We start from the raw sequence: 14,690 nt of genomic DNA on the forward strand, positions 1-14,690 counted from the left end.
AGCGCACGGCCATCCCCCGGCCGAACTACTACAGCAAGCAAGGAGACAACCGATGACCAATGCCTTCCTCCCCCTCCGGATGTCCTGAGGCATCGCTTGTTGCGGCACGGCAGCCGCGCGGGCGAATGCCTTCTCCCCTGAGACATTCGCCTGCGCGCGTGACGCCGTTTCCACCGGCTCATCATCTACTTCAGCAGGAACCATCGTGAAGAAGAAACCCTTCTACAAAGTGCTCTATGTGCAGGTGATCTTCGCCATCATCGTCGGCGTGATCCTCGGCCACTTCTATCCGTCGCTCGCCACCGAGATGAAACCGCTCGGCGACGGCTTCATCAAGCTGATCAAGATGGTGATCGGACCGATCATCTTCTGTACGGTCGTCACCGGCATCGCCGGCATGGAGGACATGAAGAAGGTCGGCCGCGTCGGCGGCAAGGCGCTGCTGTACTTCGAGATCGTGTCGACCTTCGCGCTGCTGCTCGGCCTCGCGGCCACGCACATCCTGCGTCCCGGCGTCGGCTTCAACATCGATCCGGCGACGCTGAACGGCAAGGAAGTCGCGTCGTACGCGGCGAAGGCGCACGGGCAGTCGACGGTCGACTTCCTGATGCACATCATCCCGAACACGATGGTCGACGCGTTCGCGCAGGGTGAAATCCTTCAGATCCTGCTGATCGCGCTGCTGTTCGGCAGCGTGCTCGCGCACCTCGGCGAACGAGGCAAGGTCGTGACCGACTTCATCGACGGCCTCACGCGCGTGCTGTTCGGCATCGTGCACATCGTCACGAAGCTGGCGCCGATCGGCGCGTTCGGCGCGATGGCGTTCACGATCGGCAAGTACGGCGTCGGCTCGCTGGTGCCGCTGCTCAAGCTGATCGGCACGTTCTACCTGACGTCGGTCGTGTTCGTGCTGGTCGTGCTCGGCGCGATCGCGCGCTTCACGGGCTTCTCGATCATCCGCTTCGTGTCGTACATCAAGGAAGAGCTGCTGATCGTGCTCGGCACGAGCTCGTCGGAAGCCGCGCTGCCGCAACTGATGGAAAAGCTCGAGAAAGCCGGCTGCTCGCGTTCGGTCGTCGGCCTCGTCGTGCCGACCGGCTATTCGTTCAACCTCGACGGCACCAACATCTACATGACGATGGCCGTGCTGTTCATCGCGCAGGCGACCAACATCGAACTGACGTGGATGCAGCAGCTCACGCTGCTCGCGGTCGCGATGCTGACGTCGAAGGGCGCGAGCGGCGTCACGGGCGCGGGCTTCATCACGCTCGCCGCGACGCTCGCGGTCGTGCCGACGATCCCGCTGTCGGGCATGGTGCTGATCCTCGGCATCGACCGCTTCATGAGCGAATGCCGCGCGCTGACCAACATCGTCGGCAACGGCGTCGCGACGGTCGTCGTGTCGGCCTGGGAGAAGGAACTCGACCGCAACAAGCTGCGCCAGGCGCTGAAGGGCGGCGGCGAGGTCACGCCGACCGAGACGGCCGGCGTCTGACGTCATGAAGGAGCAGGCGGCGGCACCGCCCGCGGGCGGTGCGCCGCGCGGCGGCCGGGGCAGCGACGAGGCGCCCTATGACACAATAGGCGATCCGCATCGCCAGGAAGTCACGTCCGTGAAGCGCCGCCTGCTCATCCTCGTCGTGCTTGCCGCCGCGCTCGCGGCGGCGTGCGCGCTGACGTGGACCATCACGTGGCAGCGCGGCGTCGCCGAGCTGCAGCGCAACGCCGCGGTGCGGGTCGACCGCACCACCAACGCGCTCAAGAGCACGCTCGACCGCTACGAATCGCTGCCTTATCTGCTCGGCAGCCATCCGTACGTGCTGGACCTGCTCGCCGAGCCGAAGCGCGCCGATTTCACCGCGCGCGCGAACCGCTATCTCGAAGACCTCAACGAACACGCGCACGCGACCGTCACCTACGTGATCGGCGCGGACGGCCTGTGCGTCGCCGCCAGCAACTGGCGCGCGCCGGACAGCTTCGTCGGGACCGGCTACCAGTTTCGTCCATATTTCATCGACGCGATGAACGGCCGGGTCGGCCGCTTCTTCGCGATCGGCACGATCTCCCGCGACCCCGGCTACTACATCTCGCAGCCGGTGTGGCGCGACGGCAGGATCGCGGGCGTCGTCGTCGTGAAGCTCAATCTCGAATGGTTCCAGGGCGCCGACGCGTCCGAGCCGCTCGTCGTCGCGGACGATCACGGCGTCGTGTTCCTGTCGTCCGTGCCCGCCTGGAAGTACCACACGCTGCATCCGCTGACGGGGCCCGTCGCCGCGTCGATCTACGAGACGCGCCAGTACGCGCAGCAGCCCGTCACGCCGCTGCCGCTGCGCGTCGAGCAGGTGCTCGGCGCCGATGCGGAGATCGTGCGCCTCGGTGCGGCCGGCGTAGGCCCTGGCCTGCGCGCGCCGCGTTTCCTCGCCAGCAAGCGGCGGATCGGCGAGCCCGACTGGCTGCTCGTCACGCTCGCGCCGATCGCGCCCATCGACGCCGACGCGCGCAACGCGACGATCGTCACGGGCTTCGGCTTCGTGTCGGTCGCGTTGCTCGCGTTCTACTGGCGCATGCGCCGCGCGCGCGTGCGCGAGATGATCCGCGGCCGCGCGCTGCTGCAGCAGGCGTATGCGGAGCTGAACCGGCGCGTCGAGGAACGCACGGCCGACCTGTCGGAAGCGAACGAGCAATTGCAGAAGGAAGTCGGCGACCGGATCCGCGCGGAGCAGGAATTGCGCGCCGCGCACGACGAACTGATCCAGGCGAGCAAGCTCGCCGCACTCGGCCAGATGGCGGCCGGCATCACGCATGAACTGAACCAGCCGCTCGCGGCGTTGCGCAGCTTCTCGGACAACACGCGCGTGCTGCTCGATCGCGGCGAGCAGGCGGCCGCGCGCGAGAACCTCGAGGCGATCGCCGCGCTGACCGAGCGGATGGGCAAGATCACCAACCAGCTGAAGCTGTTCGTCGGCCGCGCGAAGCCGCGCAACGAACAGGCGCTCGTCGTGCGCGCGCTGCGCAGCGTGCTGTCGCTGCTCGGCGACCGGCTGCGCGGCGTCGCGCTCACGCTGACGCTGCAGGATGCGACGGTGTCGCCCGCGCAGGATGCGCCGCTCGACCTGGCGCGCGACTATCCGGAACTCGTCGCCCGCTGCGAGGACCTGCGCCTCGAACAGGTGCTGATCAACCTGCTCGGCAACGCGCTCGACGCGGTCGCGGGCGTCGCCGCGCCGGCGATCGAAGTGACGATCGCGGTGTCGGTCGCGACGCTCGCGGTCGAGGTGCGCGACAACGGCTCCGGCATCGCGCCCGAGCTGCTGCCGCGACTGTTCGAACCGTTCTTCACGACCAAGGAAATGGGGCGCGGGCTCGGGCTCGGGCTCGCGATCTCGTCGTCGATCGCGAGCGACGCGGGCGGCGCGCTGACCGCGCGCAATGCGCCGTCCGGCGGCGCGCTGTTCGTCTTGACGCTGCGGCGCGCGCGCACGCATCATCCGGACGCCGTGTCCGAGCCGGCGGGCTCGCGCTAGGCACCGCACGACCGCATCAACGAGAGCCGCGCGCACCACCGCCGCGCGGTCTGTCAGGAGCAAGTGACTACGATGGCCAACCGGCTGCAAGTGATCTATATCGAAGACGATGCGCTCGTTCGCCGGGCGAGCGTGCAGAGCCTCCAGCTCGCCGGGTTCGACGTCGTCGGGTTCGAATCGGCCGAGGCGGCCGACAAGGCGATCGTCGCGGAAACCGCGGGCGCGATCGTCAGCGACATCCGGCTGCCCGGCGCAAGCGGGCTCGACCTGCTCGCGCAGTGCCGCGAGCGCGTGCCCGACGTGCCCGTGATCCTCGTCACCGGCCACGGCGACATCTCGATGGCCGTGCAGGCGATGCGCGACGGCGCGTACGACTTCATCGAAAAGCCGTTCGCGGCCGAGCGGCTGATCGAGACGGTCCGCCGCGCGCTCGAGCGGCGCGAGCTCGTGCTCGAGAACCATGCGCTGCGGCGCGAGCTGGCCGGCCAGAACATCGTCGCGCCGCGCATCATCGGCCGCAGTCCGGCGATCGAACAGGTGCGCAAGCTGATCGCGAACGTCGCGCCCACCGACGCATCGGTGCTGATCAACGGCGACACGGGCGCCGGCAAGGAACTGATCGCGCGCAGCCTGCACGAGCTGTCGCCGCGCCGCGACAAGCCGTTCATCGCGGTGAACTGCGGCGCGCTGCCCGAGCCGATGTTCGAGTCGGAGATGTTCGGCTACGAGCCCGGCGCGTTCACCGGAGCCGCGAAGCGCCGCGTCGGCAAGCTCGAATATGCGTCCGGCGGCACGCTGTTCCTCGACGAAATCGAAAGCATGCCGCTCGCGCTGCAGGTGAAGCTCCTGCGCGTGCTGCAGGACGGCGTGCTCGAGCGGCTCGGCTCGAACCAGCCGATCCGCGTGAACTGCCGCGTCGTCGCGGCCGCGAAAGGCGACATGAGCGAACTCGTCGCGGCCGGCACGTTCCGGCGCGACCTGCTGTACCGGCTCAACGTCGTGACGATCGCACTGCCGCCGCTCGCCGAGCGCCGTGAGGACATCGTGCCGCTGTTCGAGCACTTCATGCTCGACGCGGCCGTGCGCTACGGGCGGCCGGCCCCCGTGCTGACCGACCGGCAGCGCGCGAGCCTGATGCAGCGCGACTGGCCCGGAAACGTGCGCGAGCTGCGCAACGCGGCCGACCGCTTCGTGCTCGGCGTCGCCGACATGCCGCAGGAAGCCGGTGCGAGCGGCGACGACGCCGAGAGCGACCAGACGCTGAAGGAGCGCATCGAGCAGTTCGAGCGCGCGGTGATCGCCGAGGCGCTGAACCAGACGGGCGGCGCGGTCGCCGCGACGGCCGACCGGCTGCATGTCGGCAAGGCGACGCTGTACGAGAAGATGAAGCGCTACGGGCTGTCGGCGAAAGGCGAAACCGAGCGCTGAAAAAGAGACGGACCGCGGAACCGGGCTGGCCGGTCGTGCGGTCCGTCATGTGGAGCAGGGCGCGGCGGGCGGCCCTGCGCGTCGTGTCGTGCGGAGGCGGCGCTCAGGCCGCGTTGCCGTCGAGCGCCTTCTTGAGCAGCGCGTCGAGTTCCGCGAATTGCGGGGCGCCGACGTAGCGCTTCAGGATCTTGCCGTCCTTGTCGACGACGAAGGTTGTCGGCGTAAGCTGCACGTTGCCGAACTGCTTCGCGACGCTGCCGTCGTCGAGCGCGACCTTGAACGGCAGCTGGCGCGTCTGCGCATAGTTCGCGACGTACATCGGCGGATCGTAGTTCATCGCGACCGCGACGAACTCCAGCCCCTGACCCTTGAAGCGATTGTAGGTATCGACCATCTGCGGCATTTCCTGCATGCAGGTCGCGCAGCTCGTCGCCCAGAAGTTCACGAGGTAGACCTTGCCCTTCAGGTCGCCGGCCGTCGACACCTTCTGACCGGACAGCAGCGTGAACGTGGCGTCCGGCACGGTGGACTTGCCGTTGAACGCGAAGAAGCCGGCAACGGCGATGGCCGCGACGACGACGGCCGCGACGATATAGCGGGCGGGGCCGGTGCGGCGCTGGGCGGGAGGCGTGGTGTTCATCTGCGGTGCTCTCGGAGTCGGTCGATGACGCGGATCGATGCAAAGGACGTCGAAATTCGGCGGTTATTTTAGCGCGAATGCGGCGCACGCACCGGCGGCCGCCACACATCCCGGGTGTCGGCTTCGGCGGATAATGGGCCTTTTGCCTGTCCCCATCACTGCCATGCCGAAGGAAGTCATCGATTCGTTGCGCCCCCTTTTTCGTCCGCTGCGACACTTCGCCGCGCTCGCGTGCGTGAGCGCGGCGCTGGCCGCGTGCTCGCCGTCATATGACTGGCGTACGCTGCACAACGACGCCGGCTACACGATCGACCTGCCGGCGAAGCCGACCGTCGAGAACCAGCCGGTGGCGGTCGGCGGCGCGTCGATGCCGATGCGGATGCAGGCCGCGCACGTCGACGGCGCGGTGTTCGCGGTCGGCACGCTGACGCTGCCCGACGATCGCGACGACACGCGCCGCGCGGCGCTCGAGTTCCTGCGTTCCGGGCTGTCGCGCAATCTCGAAGGCGTGCCGCAGACGGCCTCGGTGCCGGTGCCGCTCGCGGCCGGCGGCGCGGTGAACGGGCTCGAGCTGCGCATCGCGGGCGCGGCGAGCGGCGGCGACCGCTCGCGCAAGACGATCGTCGCGCGGCTCGTGGCGCGCGGCCGGCACGCGTACCAGGCCGTCGCGATCGCCGACGGGCCGCTCGCGCAGGAGCAGCTGGACCAGTTTTTCGGCTCGTTCAAGCTCGACTGAACAGCGGCCGGCGAGGGTGCTCAGACACTTCATGACAATTGAAAGTTCATTCGCAGCTTTCGACGCTAATCGCCGGATTTTGCGGGGATTTTTCGGCTATCCACAGCGCATGTGGATAACTTTGTTGAAAAGTTGACCGAATCGCCCGCAAAGCCGCGCCGGACGGCCTTCCGGCGCATTTGACGGTTGGCCATCCATTTTGGAAAAATCAATAAAAACAAAGGGATACGAATCTCATGACGAAGAGGTGCCCGCGCCGGGTGATCAGGGGCCGGATTCGTGAAATTGTGCATAAGTCAAGTCTTGACAGTCATATTTTGTCCTCCGTGAGCATTCACAGCGCCGTGAGCGCACGCCGGTAGCGGATCGCCTCGGCGATCTGCGCGGCCGTCGGCAACGGGTCACCGGCCAGGTCGGCGATCGTCCGTGCGACCTTCAACACGCGGAAATACGCGCGTGCCGACCAGCCGAAGCGCTCGCCGGCCTCGCGCAGCAGCCGCTCACCGTCGTCGGTCGGCCGGCACAGGTCGTCGGTCTCGCGCCCGCTCAGCATGTGATTGGTCTTGCCCTGCCGGTCGAGCTGCAGCGCACGCGCCCGGGCGACCCGCGCGGCGACCGCGGTGCTCGGCTCGCCGGGCGCCGTCGCGCGCGACGCGAGTTCGGCCGGCGATAGCGCGGGCAGGTCGATCTGGATGTCGATGCGGTCGAGCAACGGCCCCGACAGCTTGCGCAGATAGCGCGTGGCGAGCTCCGGGGTGCAGCGGCAGCGCCCGGACGGATCGCCATGCCAGCCGCACGGGCACGGATTCATCGCGGCGATCAGCTGGCACGCGGCGGGGAAGTCGGCCTGCTGCGCCGCGCGCGAGATCGTGATGCGGCCGACTTCCAGCGGCTCGCGCAGCATCTCCAGCACGTGCCGGTCGAATTCGGGCAACTCGTCGAGAAACAGTACGCCGAGGTGCGCGAGCGTGATCTCGCCCGGCTGCGGCGGGTTGCGGCCGCCGACCAGCGCGGCAGCGCTCGACGAGTGGTGCGGCGCGCGGAACGGGCGCCGCCGCCAGTGCGCGGGCGAGAAGCCGATGCGGCTCGCGGAAAGGAGCGCGGCCGACGCCAGCGCCTCGTCGTCGGTCAGCGGCGGCAGGAGGCCGGGCAGGCGCGCGGCGAGCATCGACTTGCCGGCGCCGGGCGGCCCGATCATCAGCATGTGGTGCCCGCCCGCGGCGGCGACTTCGAGCGCGCGCCGGGCGCCGCGCTGGCCGACGACGTCCGCGAGATCGGGGGCGGCCGGCGCCGGCACGCCGTCGAGGCCGGGCGCCTCGACCGGCGCGAGCCGGGCATCCGGCGCACCGGCCAGATGCGCGCACAGCGCGGGCAGGTCGGGCGCGCCGAACACGGTGACACCCGGCACCAGCGCGGCCTCGGCCGCGCTGTCGAGCGGCAGGTACAGCTCGGGCGGACGGGCTGCGGCCGCCGGCCCGCACGGCGCGACGGCCGCGGCGCGAGACCCGAAGCCCGCGCCGGTCCCCGCGGCGGCGGGCCCGAAGCCGGATCCGGTCTCCGTGGCGCAGGACCCGAAGCCCGCTCCAGTCGCCGCGGCGCGCCAGTCCCGTGCCGCGCCGCACGCCATCGCGAACGCGCCCCGCATCGGCCGCAGCGCGCCGGTCAGCGACAGTTCGCCCGCGAATTCGCGGCCGGCCAGCGCGTCGGCCGGGAGCTGGCCGTTCGCGGCGAGGATGCCGAGCGCGATCGGCAGGTCGAAGCGGCCGGACTCCTTCGGCAGGTCGGCCGGCGCGAGATTGACGGTGATGCGCCTGACGGGGAAGTCGAATCCGCAGTTCTGCAGCGCGGCGCGCACGCGCTCGCGGCTTTCGCGGACTTCGAGATCGGGCAGGCCGACGATCGAGAACGACGGCAATCCGTTGGCAAGATGGACTTCGACGGTGACGTCCGGCGCGCGGCCGGCCGCCGGCGCGCGACTGCGCACCACGGCGAGCGACATGGCGAGGCTCCTTTAAATGAATCGGACGGGCAACGGCCATTCGGGCCGCATGCCTCGGGAATCGGAGGAATCGGTGCGCGCTTGCCGGCGTGGCGCGGAAAAGAACGAGGAACGACGAACAGCGAAGCGCTACAAACAGCGAAGAGCGAGGAACAGCGAAGAGCGGGGAATTGCGAGGAACGACGGAACGGCTGACCGGCCGACTTCGGATGTCAGGCGCGGGCCGCACGAGGCGGCCCGCGCCCGGACCTGTCGGTCGGGTTGGGCGTCAGGCCTGGGACGCTGCGAGCTTCTGCTCGAGTTCCGCGACGCGCTTCTCGAGTTCCTCGAGACGCACGCGGGTGCGGGCGAGCACCTGTGCCTGCGTGTCGAACTCCTCGCGCGTGACGAGATCGAGCTTCGAGAAGCCTTGCGACAGCATGGCCTTCACGTTGCGCTCGACATCCTTGGCCGGCGAGTTTTTCAGCAGGTCGCTGACGCGCGACTGCAGGTCGTTGAAAACATCGCTGGGTTGCTTCATGAGATTTCCTTCCTTGCACAAAAAGTGTGCATCTTCAGTTGCGTACGTGCCCATGATGCACGCATGACCGGAAATGGTGCGCGCGTGGCGCGAATTCCGGGCATGGCGCCCGCATGGGTGAATGGCCCGGAGATCCGGGACGTGCGTGCACTCTAGCAATGATCCTTTCGGCGCGCCAGCAAACCTGGGCCACGTTGGCCATTCGGCCGGGCTTCCGCATCTTTCCGTACCTTTCAGCACCCGATGCAACCCCGTTTCGGAGCCATTCGAGGCGGTGCTCGCGCGAACATGGCATGCGAGTTGCTGAGGAGAGACGGTCACACCATTCCAACCAATTCGACGGGATCAACCTGCGAGAGGACTCCATGAAACTGATTACCGCAATCATCAAGCCGTTCAAGCTCGATGAGACGCGCGAAGCGCTCTCCGCGCTCGGCGTCTCGGGCATCACGGTCACTGAGGTGAAAGGGTTCGGGCGCCAGAAGGGGCACACCGAGCTGTACCGGGGCGCCGAATACGTGGTCGATTTCCTGCCGAAGATGAAGATCGAGGCGGCCGTGTCCGACGATCTCGTCGACCAGGCGGTCGAGGCGATCGAGCGTGCAGCCCGCACCGGCAAGATCGGCGACGGAAAGATCTTCGTCACGCCGATCGAGCAAGTGATCCGGATCCGGACCGGGGAGACCGGCGCAGACGCGCTGTAACAGACCAAGACAAGCGACAAGAGGAAACCCGAGATGCGCAAACTTCTGATGTCCCTGCTGATGGCTGGCTCGCTGATCGCGGCTGGCGTCGGTCCCGCGCTCGCCGACGACGCGGCCTCCGCCGCGGCAGCGTCCGCGCCCGCCGCCACGGCGTCCGATGCATCGGCAGCCGCGGCTCCCGCCGCTTCGGCGCCGGCCGCCACCGACGCATCGGCACCTGCCGCTGCCGCCGCACCCGCTTCGGGCGCCGCCTCCGACGCATCGGCCGCCGCCGCCGCGTCCGCGCCGGCCGCACCCGCCGCGCCGACCGAGCCGTTCTCCGTCGATTCGTCGAAGATCAGTGCCGGCGACACCGCGTGGATGCTGACGTCCACCGCGCTCGTGCTGTTCATGACGATCCCCGGCCTCGCACTGTTCTACGCGGGCATGGTCCGCAAGAAGAACGTGCTCGCGACCGTGATGCAGAGCTTCGCGATCACCGCCGCGATCACGGTGCTGTGGACGGTGGTGGGCTACAGCCTCGCGTTCACGCCGGGCAACGGCTTCATCGGCGGCCTGTCGCGCGTGTTCCTGCACGGCATGAACTACATCAAGGGCGACAAGGCGACCACGCTGACCGTCAGCCATCTCGCGACGACGATTCCGGAATCGGTCTACTTCGTCTACCAGATGACGTTCGCGATCATCACGCCGGCGCTGATCTGCGGCGCGTTCGCCGATCGCATGAAGTTCTCGGCGATGCTCGTGTTCATGACGCTCTGGTCGCTGATCGTCTATGTGCCGATCGCGCACATGGTGTGGGAGCCGACCGGCTGGCTGTCGGCCGACGGCGTGCTCGACTTCGCGGGCGGCACGGTGGTGCACATCAACGCCGGTATCGCGGGCCTCGTGTCGTGCCTCGTGCTCGGCAAGCGCGTCGGCTACGGCCGCGAATCGATGGCGCCGCACAACCTGGTGCTGACGATGATCGGCGGCTCGATGCTGTGGGTCGGCTGGTTCGGCTTCAACGCGGGCTCCGCGGTCGCGGCCGACGGCCGTGCCGGCTTCGCGATGCTGACCACGCAAGTGGCGACCGCCTGCGCGGCGCTCGGCTGGATGTTTGCGGAATGGGTCGCGAAGGGCAAGCCGTCGGTGCTCGGCATCGTGTCGGGCGCGGTCGCGGGTCTCGTGGCGATCACGCCGGCTGCCGGCTTCGTCGGCGTCGCCGGTGCGCTCGTGATCGGCATCGCGGCGGGCGTGATCTGCTTCTGGTCGGCCACGTGGCTCAAGTCGAAGCTCGGCTACGACGATTCGCTCGACGCGTTCGGCGTGCACGGCATTGGCGGGATTCTCGGCGCGCTGCTGACGGGCGTGTTCGCGGTCAAGGACATCGGCGGCGCCGACGGCAGCCTGCTGCTGCAGGCGAAGGGCGTGCTGATCACGCTGGTCTACAGCGGCGTGCTGAGCTTCGTGCTGCTGAAGCTGATCGACCTGACGATTGGCCTGCGCGTGTCCGAAGAGGAAGAGCGCGAGGGCCTCGACGTGATCCTGCACGGCGAACATGTCGAATAAGTCACAAGGATGACGGCGGGCCGCCGCGCAGACGGCGCCCGCCACGAATGAGCGCAGCGACTTCGGCCCGCCACCCGGCGGGCTTTTTTTCTCCTGCCGCGTGCTGCCGTAGCGCATAACCCTTCAGGCTATCGGGTCAATAGCCGAAAACTTCCTCCATATCCTTGTGAAGCCGGGAACAATCCCCAAATGGGCAAGGCAATTGCTCTACAATCTTCATTCTCCCGCTCGCGAGTGATTCATGGTTCCCCACCTCGTTACCGCGTTGAACGGTCCGCTGCTCGAGCTCGAGCAGAAGATCCTCGACGCGACGCCTGCGATCGAACGCTGGTTCAGGCTCGAATGGCAGGAACACACCCCGCCGTTCTATTGTTCGGTGGACCTGCGCAACGCCGGTTTCAAGCTGGCGCCCGTCGACGCGAACCTGTTCCCCGGCGCGTTCAATAATCTGCCGTCCGAAGTGCTGCCGCTCGCCGTCCAGGCCGCGATGGCCGCGATCGAGAAGATCTGCCCGGACGCGAAGAATCTGCTCGTGATTCCGGAGCTGCCGACCCGCAACGCGTTCTACCTGGAAAACGTCGCGCGGCTCGCGACGATCATGCGCCAGGCCGGCCTGAACGTGCGCTTCGGCTCGCTCGACCCGAGCATCACCGACATGACGCCGATCACGCTGGCCGACGGCCAGAAGATCGTGCTCGAACCGCTCGAGCGTTCGCAGCGCCGCCTCGGCCTGAAGAATTTCGATCCGTGCTCGATCCTGCTGAACAACGACCTGTCGGCCGGGATTCCCGCCGTGCTGGAGAACCTGCACGAGCAGTACCTGCTGCCGCCGTTGCACGCGGGCTGGGCCGTGCGCCGCAAGTCGACGCACTTCTCGTGCTACGACGACGTCGCGAAGAAGTTCGCGAAGATGGTCGGCGTCGATCCGTGGATGGTGAATCCGTATTTCGCGCACGTCGAAGGCGTCGACTGGCAGGCGCATGAAGGCGAGCAGGCGCTCGCCGACGCGATCGACGGCGTGCTGAAGAAGATCGCGCGCAAGTATCGCGAATACGGCATCAGCGAAAAGCCGTACGTCGTCGTGAAGGCCGACGCGGGCACCGCCGGGCGCGGCGTGATGACCGTGCACGACGCGGCCGAGATCGGCCGCATGTCGAAGGCCGAGCGCGCGCAGATGGCCGAGTCGAAGGCCGGCCTCGCGGTGCGCGACGTGATCGTCCAGGAAGGCGTGTACACGTTCGAGCGCGTCGGCGACGAAGTGGCCGAGCCGGTCGTGTACATGATCGACCGCTACGTGGTCGGCGGTTTCTACCGCACGCACGGCGGCCGCGAGCGCGACCAGAACCTGAACGCGCCCGGCATGCACTACGTGCCGCTCGGCTTCGAGCACACCGCGCTGCCGGATGCCGGCGCGAAGCCGGGCGCCGCGCCGCCGAACCGTTTCTACATGTACGGCGTCGTCGCGCGCCTGTCGCTGATCGCGTCGTCGATCGAACTGGAAAAGACCGATCCCGAAGCCATCCAGGTGTAACGGCTTCGCTACGTACAGGACCCGCATGGACATTCTCTTTATCGCCGACCCGCTCGAGCGCTTCAAGATCTACAAGGATTCGACCTACGCGATGATGGCGGAGGCCGCGCGGCGCGGGCATGCGGTGTACGCGTGCCAGCCGCACCAGCTCGCATGGACGGGCTCGGGCGTCGAGGCTGACGTGCAGCGCGTGACGATCGTCGGCGACACGGCCGACCTGCATCGCCAGCCGTGGTTCGAGGCGGCCGCGCACGAATCGCGTCAGCTGACGTCGTTCGGCGCGGTGCTGATGCGCAAGGATCCGCCGTTCGACATGGAATACGTGACGGCCACCTGGATGCTCGAGCTTGCCGAACGGGCGGGCGCGCGCGTGTTCAACAAGCCCCAGTCGATCCGCGATCACTCGGAGAAGCTCGCGATCGGCGAGTTTCCGCAGTTCGTCGCGCCGACGCTCGTCACGCGCGACGCCGCGCGCCTGCGAGCGTTCCATGCCGAGCATGGCGACGTGATCGTGAAGCCGCTCGACGGCATGGGCGGGATGGGCGTGTTCCGCGTGAAGGCCGACGGGATGAATCTCGGCGCGATCATCGAGATGCTCGGCCACGACGGCACGCGCTCGCTGATGATCCAGAAGTTCATTCCCGAGATCAAGGCGGGCGACAAGCGCATTCTGCTGATCGCCGGCGAGCCGGTGCCGTATTCGCTCGCGCGGATTCCGCAGGGCAGCGAGGTGCGCGGCAATCTCGCCGCGGGCGGGCTCGGCGTCGCGCAGCCGCTGACGCCGCGCGACCGCGAGATCGCCGCGACGCTCGGGCCGGTGCTCGCCGCGCGCGGGCTGCTGCTGGTCGGGCTCGACGCGATCGGCGACTGGCTGACCGAGGTGAACGTGACGAGCCCGACGTGCTTCCGCGAAATCATGGAGCAGACGGGTTTCGACGTCGCCGCGATGTTCATCGACGCGCTGGAGCGGGCGGCCGCGTAGCCCGCTTTCCGCGCAAGCCCGGCGGCGGCCGCGCAGGCCCCCCGTCGCCGGAGCGGTTCGACCGGCCTGCTACAATGCCCGCTTGCCCGGTGCCGCGACCAGCGCGCCGAAGGCCCGGCGGTCGGGCCGAAACCGTTGCAAGGCTGAACATGAAACGTTTCCCATACTCGCTATGCTCGTTGCCCCGCTGCGGGGCGTCGGCCCGCCAAGGGCGGCCGGGGGCAGTCTGACATGGCCGGGATTCTGATCATCGCGCACGCGCCGCTCGCCACCGCGCTGCGGGACTGCATCGCGCACATCTACGGCGGCGTGCCCGCGCGCATCGGCTGCATCGACGTGCTGGCGGACAGCGACCCGACCCAGGTGATGGCGTTCGCACACGCGGAGCTCGCGCGGCTCAGGGAAGAGAACGGCGTCGTCGTGCTGACCGACATGTACGGCGCGACGCCCGCGAACATCGCGGGCCAGCTCGCGAAGCTCGACAACGTGCGCGTGCTGGCGGGCGTGAACCTGCCGATGCTGGTGCGCGCCGTCTGCTACCGTACCGTGCCGCTCGACAAGCTCGTCGACAAGGCGCTGTCCGGCGGCGCGAAGGGCGTCCACGAGGTGTCTGCCGGCACGCCGCCGCCGCCTTCGGAAACCGGCTGCGGCCAGTGCGCGCCGATTCCGCCCGAGCCGCAACCGCGCACCGAATCGCACTGACCGTCCCGTTTTCCGTTTTAGACCGACCCGCCGACGCACGTCGCCGGCGGCCTCGACCGACCCGACCGAGAACCATGCTTCAACAAGAAACCACCATCGTCAACAAATTGGGGCTCCATGCGCGCGCATCGGCCAAGCTTACGCAACTGGCCGGCAACTTCCAGTCGGAAGTCTGGATGACGCGCAACGGACGCAAGATCAACGCGAAAAGCATCATGGGCGTGATGATGCTCGCGGCGGGCATCGGCAGCAGCGTGACGATCGAGACCGAAGGTCCGGACGAGCGCGAGGCGATGGACGCGTTGCTCAAGCTGATCGCGGACAAGTTCGGCGAAGGTCAGTGATCCGGGGCCTGCCCCGCGATCGTTGCCGT

13 protein-coding genes are annotated in these 14,690 nt (G+C 68.3%); 10 read left to right on the plus strand and 3 right to left on the minus strand.

The window, feature by feature from the left end:
- The first annotated feature begins 205 nt into the window (after window positions 1-205).
- The 3 genes from DIE16_RS20955 to DIE16_RS20965 all read left to right on the plus strand — a co-directional run bounded on the left by DIE16_RS20955 (window position 206) and on the right by DIE16_RS20965 (window position 4,952).
- The gene (locus DIE16_RS20955) at window positions 206-1,495 is read left to right on the plus strand and encodes a dicarboxylate/amino acid:cation symporter (RefSeq protein ID WP_044846742.1); all 1,290 of its coding nucleotides are present in this window, start codon (window positions 206-208) and stop codon (window positions 1,493-1,495) included.
- A gap of 4 nt (window positions 1,496-1,499) precedes the next feature.
- The gene (locus DIE16_RS20960) at window positions 1,500-3,524 is read left to right on the plus strand and encodes an ATP-binding protein (RefSeq protein ID WP_124486543.1); all 2,025 of its coding nucleotides are present in this window, start codon (window positions 1,500-1,502) and stop codon (window positions 3,522-3,524) included.
- Between the two features lie 72 nt (window positions 3,525-3,596).
- A complete protein-coding gene (locus DIE16_RS20965; protein ID WP_044846740.1) occupies window positions 3,597-4,952 on the plus strand; it encodes a sigma-54 dependent transcriptional regulator in 1,356 nt (451 codons plus the stop codon).
- 103 nt (window positions 4,953-5,055) lie between these two features.
- On the opposite strand, the gene DIE16_RS20970 is transcribed toward DIE16_RS20965, so the two are convergent.
- Window positions 5,056-5,592 (minus strand): peroxiredoxin, encoded by a 537-nt coding sequence (locus DIE16_RS20970; RefSeq protein WP_044846739.1) that lies wholly within the window; start codon window positions 5,590-5,592, stop codon window positions 5,056-5,058.
- Between the two features lie 163 nt (window positions 5,593-5,755).
- Between DIE16_RS20970 and DIE16_RS20975 the strand changes: the two genes are divergently transcribed.
- On the plus strand, window positions 5,756-6,328 hold the full coding sequence (locus DIE16_RS20975; protein ID WP_044846738.1) for a hypothetical protein: 573 nt from the start codon (window positions 5,756-5,758) through the stop codon (window positions 6,326-6,328).
- Window positions 6,329-6,662: 334 nt separating this feature from the next.
- Here the strand turns inward: DIE16_RS20975 and DIE16_RS20980 are convergent, their stop codons facing one another.
- Window positions 6,663-8,327, minus strand: coding sequence for a YifB family Mg chelatase-like AAA ATPase (locus DIE16_RS20980; RefSeq protein WP_124893336.1), 1,665 nt, complete (start codon window positions 8,325-8,327; stop codon window positions 6,663-6,665).
- A 268-nt stretch (window positions 8,328-8,595) separates the two neighbouring features.
- Entirely contained in the window at window positions 8,596-8,847 is a 252-nt protein-coding gene (locus DIE16_RS20985; protein WP_006398174.1) for an accessory factor UbiK family protein, read from the minus strand.
- A 365-nt stretch (window positions 8,848-9,212) separates the two neighbouring features.
- On the opposite strand from DIE16_RS20985, the gene DIE16_RS20990 reads away from it, so the two are divergent.
- The 6 genes from DIE16_RS20990 to DIE16_RS21015 all read left to right on the plus strand — a co-directional run bounded on the left by DIE16_RS20990 (window position 9,213) and on the right by DIE16_RS21015 (window position 14,661).
- Window positions 9,213-9,551: a P-II family nitrogen regulator gene (locus tag DIE16_RS20990; protein WP_006398175.1), complete on the plus strand. Its 339-nt coding sequence runs from the start codon at window positions 9,213-9,215 to the stop codon at window positions 9,549-9,551.
- A 33-nt stretch (window positions 9,552-9,584) separates the two neighbouring features.
- Complete coding sequence (locus DIE16_RS20995) at window positions 9,585-11,102, plus strand: ammonium transporter (protein ID WP_124486541.1); 1,518 nt, start codon at window positions 9,585-9,587, stop codon at window positions 11,100-11,102.
- Between the two features lie 241 nt (window positions 11,103-11,343).
- Window positions 11,344-12,633: a glutamate--cysteine ligase gene (gene gshA / locus DIE16_RS21000; protein WP_044848231.1), complete on the plus strand. Its 1,290-nt coding sequence runs from the start codon at window positions 11,344-11,346 to the stop codon at window positions 12,631-12,633.
- Window positions 12,634-12,658: 25 nt separating this feature from the next.
- Window positions 12,659-13,615 carry a glutathione synthase gene (gene gshB, locus DIE16_RS21005; protein ID WP_124571335.1) on the plus strand — a complete coding sequence of 319 codons (957 nt, stop codon included), beginning with the start codon at window positions 12,659-12,661 and terminating at the stop codon, window positions 13,613-13,615.
- Window positions 13,616-13,846: 231 nt separating this feature from the next.
- A complete protein-coding gene (locus DIE16_RS21010) occupies window positions 13,847-14,317 on the plus strand; it encodes a PTS sugar transporter subunit IIA (RefSeq protein WP_044848229.1) in 471 nt (156 codons plus the stop codon).
- A gap of 74 nt (window positions 14,318-14,391) precedes the next feature.
- Window positions 14,392-14,661, plus strand: a complete 270-nt coding sequence (locus DIE16_RS21015; RefSeq protein ID WP_006752075.1) for an HPr family phosphocarrier protein — start codon at window positions 14,392-14,394, stop codon at window positions 14,659-14,661.
- The last annotated feature ends 29 nt before the right edge of the window (window positions 14,662-14,690 follow it).

It is taken from the genome of Burkholderia sp. Bp9090 (genome assembly GCF_003857985.1).
Classification (GTDB): Bacteria; Pseudomonadota; Gammaproteobacteria; order Burkholderiales; family Burkholderiaceae; genus Burkholderia.

Coding starts and splice junctions, on each gene's coding strand:
- DIE16_RS20970 (WP_044846739.1), bottom strand. CDS start 5,592: ATGAACACCACGCCTCCCGCCCAGCGCCGCACCGGCCCCGCCCGCTAT.
- DIE16_RS21010 (WP_044848229.1), top strand. CDS start 13,847: ATGGCCGGGATTCTGATCATCGCGCACGCGCCGCTCGCCACCGCGCTG.
- DIE16_RS21015 (WP_006752075.1), top strand. CDS start 14,392: ATGCTTCAACAAGAAACCACCATCGTCAACAAATTGGGGCTCCATGCG.
- gshB (WP_124571335.1), top strand. CDS start 12,659: ATGGACATTCTCTTTATCGCCGACCCGCTCGAGCGCTTCAAGATCTAC.
- DIE16_RS20975 (WP_044846738.1), top strand. CDS start 5,756: ATGCCGAAGGAAGTCATCGATTCGTTGCGCCCCCTTTTTCGTCCGCTG.
- DIE16_RS20985 (WP_006398174.1), bottom strand. CDS start 8,847: ATGAAGCAACCCAGCGATGTTTTCAACGACCTGCAGTCGCGCGTCAGC.
- DIE16_RS20960 (WP_124486543.1), top strand. CDS start 1,500: ATGAAGGAGCAGGCGGCGGCACCGCCCGCGGGCGGTGCGCCGCGCGGC.
- DIE16_RS20980 (WP_124893336.1), bottom strand. CDS start 8,327: ATGTCGCTCGCCGTGGTGCGCAGTCGCGCGCCGGCGGCCGGCCGCGCG.
- gshA (WP_044848231.1), top strand. CDS start 11,344: ATGGTTCCCCACCTCGTTACCGCGTTGAACGGTCCGCTGCTCGAGCTC.
- DIE16_RS20965 (WP_044846740.1), top strand. CDS start 3,597: ATGGCCAACCGGCTGCAAGTGATCTATATCGAAGACGATGCGCTCGTT.
- DIE16_RS20990 (WP_006398175.1), top strand. CDS start 9,213: ATGAAACTGATTACCGCAATCATCAAGCCGTTCAAGCTCGATGAGACG.
- DIE16_RS20995 (WP_124486541.1), top strand. CDS start 9,585: ATGCGCAAACTTCTGATGTCCCTGCTGATGGCTGGCTCGCTGATCGCG.